The organism is Phenylobacterium sp., assembly GCF_036963605.1.
GTDB lineage: Bacteria > Pseudomonadota > Alphaproteobacteria > Caulobacterales > Caulobacteraceae > Phenylobacterium.
Genome location: NZ_JBALUY010000135.1, coordinates 1 through 2,872, shown reverse-complemented (window position 1 = coordinate 2,872; position 2,872 = coordinate 1). Strand labels below are relative to the sequence as shown.

Below are 2,872 nucleotides of genomic sequence, written 5' to 3'. Positions count from 1 at the left end.
CTGGCCAAGCGCGCGCCGCGGTAGGGCTTGGGGCTTGGGGCTTGGGGCTTGGGGCTTGGGGCTTAGGGCTTAGGGCTTAGGGCTTAGGGCTTAGGGCTTAGGGCTTAGGGCTTAGGGCTTAGGGCTTAGTTTGGTGAGGAGGCTGCGGAGCATTCGGCCGATTTCATCAGCTTCGCCGAGCAGGCCCTCGGTGTCGCGATCGGTGCAGAACCCTATGCGCTGCGCAAGGATCAGGTGGGTTTCCAACTCCTTCAGAGAGCCTTGGGCGATGCGGACGAAGCTTGCGTAGGACGGGCGCGTTCCTCGGCCATAACCTTCCGCGATGTTTGCCGGGACGGACACCGCCGCCCTGCGCGTCTGGGATGTCAGTCCGAACCGTTCTTCGCCGGGGAAGTTTTTCGTCAGACGATAAACACCCTCCGCCAGGCCCATGGACCTCTGCCAAACCATCAGGTCTCGATACCCCCGCATCAGCCACCCCTAATTCCTAAGACCTAAGACCTACTCCCTCAGACTCCGCATCGCCCCCAGCCGGGCGAACGCCAGGGTCAGGGCCTTGCGCCGGGCGGGCGCCAGAGGCGTGAGGGGCGGCTCGCGCACCACCGCGCCGCCGAAGCCGTCGGCGACGATCAGGCCGGGTTCATCCGGCAGAACGCCATCGGGAAACTCCGGGGCCACGGCGAAATAGAAGGCGTCGCAGAAGGGCGCGTACTCGCGCCATTTGCGGTCGACCCGGTAGTCCTCGACCCCCGACTTCACCTCGCAGATGGCGATCTCGCCGCGGGGGCCCAGGGCCATGACGTCGGCGCGACGGCCGTTGGGCAGGCAGACCTCAAGCAGGGGCGCATAGCCCATGTCCGCCATCAGCCGGGCGGCGCCCCGCGTCACGGACCGGGTGGTCTCGGGGCGGCTGAAGACCAGGTCGATGTGGATGGCGGCGGCGGGCATGCCGCCATATGTTCCGCATGTGTTCCGGTCGTCAAGTGACGGGTCAACCCGGCGTGCTGATCACTTCAGAGGTGTCGAAGCCGAGAGCGCGGGCGCGGGCCAGGGCCGCGCGGCGGACCTCGGCGGAGGGGTTTTCCCGCCGCGACCAGATCCAGAAGTGGCTCTTGTCGGGCAGGCCCATGATGGCCCAGCTGTAATCGGGCGACCGATGCCAGACCCAGTAGCTCTGGCTGGCCAGGCCGCCGAAGGACAGCAACCCCGCCAGGGACATGCGGAATTTGGCGTTGGAGTCCGTGACCCGCGCATTGGCGTTCAGGGTCTCGATCTCGCCGTCCGAGCGGCGGGTGCAGGTGTGGACCACGCGATAGCGGCCCGCGTCCCGGGCGGTGAAATCCACCGCCAGCCGCGTGCAGTCGCGCTGGAAGCGGTTGGGATTGCGCGCGATCTCGTACCAGCGGCCGGAAAACCGCTCCAGGTTCAGGTCCTCGACCTGGGCCGAGGCGGGGTCCGGCGCCAGCATCAGGCTGGCCGCCAGGGCGACCGCAGCAAGGGTCGGGGTGATCTTCATGGACAGGCTCCCACTCATGTCTCGTCCCCTAGCTACGACATGAGGGCGCATGCGGCTTCAACGATAAATTCAACCGACCGGTTGACTATTGGGGCCACGCCTATATACTCAACTACATGGTTGAATATATAGCACCTGAACTCGACGGGGTGTTTCACGCCCTCAGCGACCCCACCCGTCGCGGCATGCTGGCCGAGCTTGCGCTGGGCGAGCGCACCGTCAGCCAGCTGGCGGCGCCCCACCCCATCTCGCTGGCCGCCGCGTCCAAGCACATCCGGACGCTGGAGACCGCGGGGCTGATCCGGCGCGAGGTGCGCGGCCGTGTGCACCTGTGCCGTCTGGACCCGGGTCCTCTGGCGGGCGCCCACGAATGGCTGGGCGTCTACCAACGCTTCTGGACCGCGCGACTGGACGAGCTGGAGCGGATCCTGCGCGACGCCGATCCCGAAATCCCCAAACAAGGAGACGACCGATGACCGAGACCGCCGCCCTCGACGCCTATGGCGCCCTGATCGAACCGACCACCCTGAGAATCCAGCGCCTTTTGCCCGGACCCATCGAGCGGGTGTGGGCCTATCTGACGGAAAGCGAGCTGCGGCGGCAATGGCTCGCGTCCGGCGACATGGAGATGAAGGTGGGTTCGACCTTCGATCTTGAATGGCGCAACAACGAGCTGACCGATCCTCCGGGACGGCCGCCCGAAGGGTTCGACGGCCGCCACAGCCTGGCCAGCCGGATCACGGAACTGGTTCCCCAGCGGCGCCTGGGGATCGAATGGGGCAGTTCGGCCGGCGTCGTCTTCGACCTGGAACCCATGGGCGACGAGGTCATGCTCACCATCACCCACAAGCGCGCGCCGGATCGTTCGGTGCTGGTGAACGTCAGCGCCGGCTGGCATGCCCATCTCGACGTGCTGGTCGCGCGTCTGGGCGACGGCAAGCCCGGGCCGTTCTGGGACCACTGGACGGCGTTGAAGGCGGATTACGAGGGGCGCGTTCCCGCCTGATCCGAAGCGGCTGCTCCGCGATCGCCCCGGCGGGGCCGATCGCGGAGCGGGGCCGCTCAGCCCGTCAGCCGCCCCGCGTCCCTGAGGGCGGCGATGATCGCATCGCAGGCCTGCTCCGGGGTCATGACCGTGGTGTCGACGCGAATCTCGGCGTTCTCGGGCGGCTCGTAGGGGCTGTCGATGCCGGTGAAATTCTTGAGTTCGCCGCGCCGGGCCTTGGCGTACAGGCCCTTGGGATCGCGCGCCTCGACCTCGGCCAGGGGCGTGTCGATGAACACCTCGATGAACTCGCCCTCGGCCATGCGCTCGCGCGCCAGACGGCGCTCGGCCCGGAAGGGCGAGATGAAGGA

General features: G+C 67.5%; 6 protein-coding genes. 2 read left to right on the top strand and 4 right to left on the bottom strand.

What is annotated here, in order from left to right; all coding sequences use genetic code 11:
- Positions 1 to 111: 111 nt before the first annotated feature.
- The 3 genes from V7702_RS16655 to V7702_RS16645 are packed head-to-tail and all read right to left on the bottom strand — an operon-like array spanning position 112 to position 1,516.
- Entirely contained in the window at positions 112 to 471 is a 360-nt protein-coding gene (locus tag V7702_RS16655) for a four helix bundle protein (RefSeq protein WP_335651196.1), read from the bottom strand.
- Positions 472 to 501: 30 nt separating this feature from the next.
- Complete coding sequence (mmcB, locus tag V7702_RS16650; protein WP_335651195.1) at positions 502 to 948, bottom strand: DNA repair putative endonuclease MmcB; 447 nt, start codon at positions 946 to 948, stop codon at positions 502 to 504.
- 43 nt (positions 949 to 991) lie between these two features.
- Complete coding sequence (locus V7702_RS16645) at positions 992 to 1,516, bottom strand: lipocalin family protein (RefSeq protein WP_335651194.1); 525 nt, start codon at positions 1,514 to 1,516, stop codon at positions 992 to 994.
- Positions 1,517 to 1,632: 116 nt separating this feature from the next.
- Between V7702_RS16645 and V7702_RS16640 the strand changes: the two genes are divergently transcribed.
- Together V7702_RS16640 and V7702_RS16635 are read left to right on the top strand one after the other, a co-directional pair.
- Positions 1,633 to 1,992: an ArsR/SmtB family transcription factor gene (locus V7702_RS16640; RefSeq protein ID WP_335651193.1), complete on the top strand. Its 360-nt coding sequence runs from the start codon at positions 1,633 to 1,635 to the stop codon at positions 1,990 to 1,992.
- Entirely contained in the window at positions 1,989 to 2,522 is a 534-nt protein-coding gene (locus tag V7702_RS16635; RefSeq protein ID WP_335651192.1) for an SRPBCC family protein, read from the top strand. The genes V7702_RS16640 and V7702_RS16635 overlap by 4 nt, the downstream gene beginning before the upstream one ends.
- 56 nt (positions 2,523 to 2,578) lie before the next feature.
- Here V7702_RS16635 and V7702_RS16630 read toward each other — a convergent pair.
- Positions 2,579 to 2,872 (bottom strand): adenylyl-sulfate kinase (locus tag V7702_RS16630; RefSeq protein WP_335651191.1); only part of this gene is annotated, 294 nt, incomplete at its 5' end.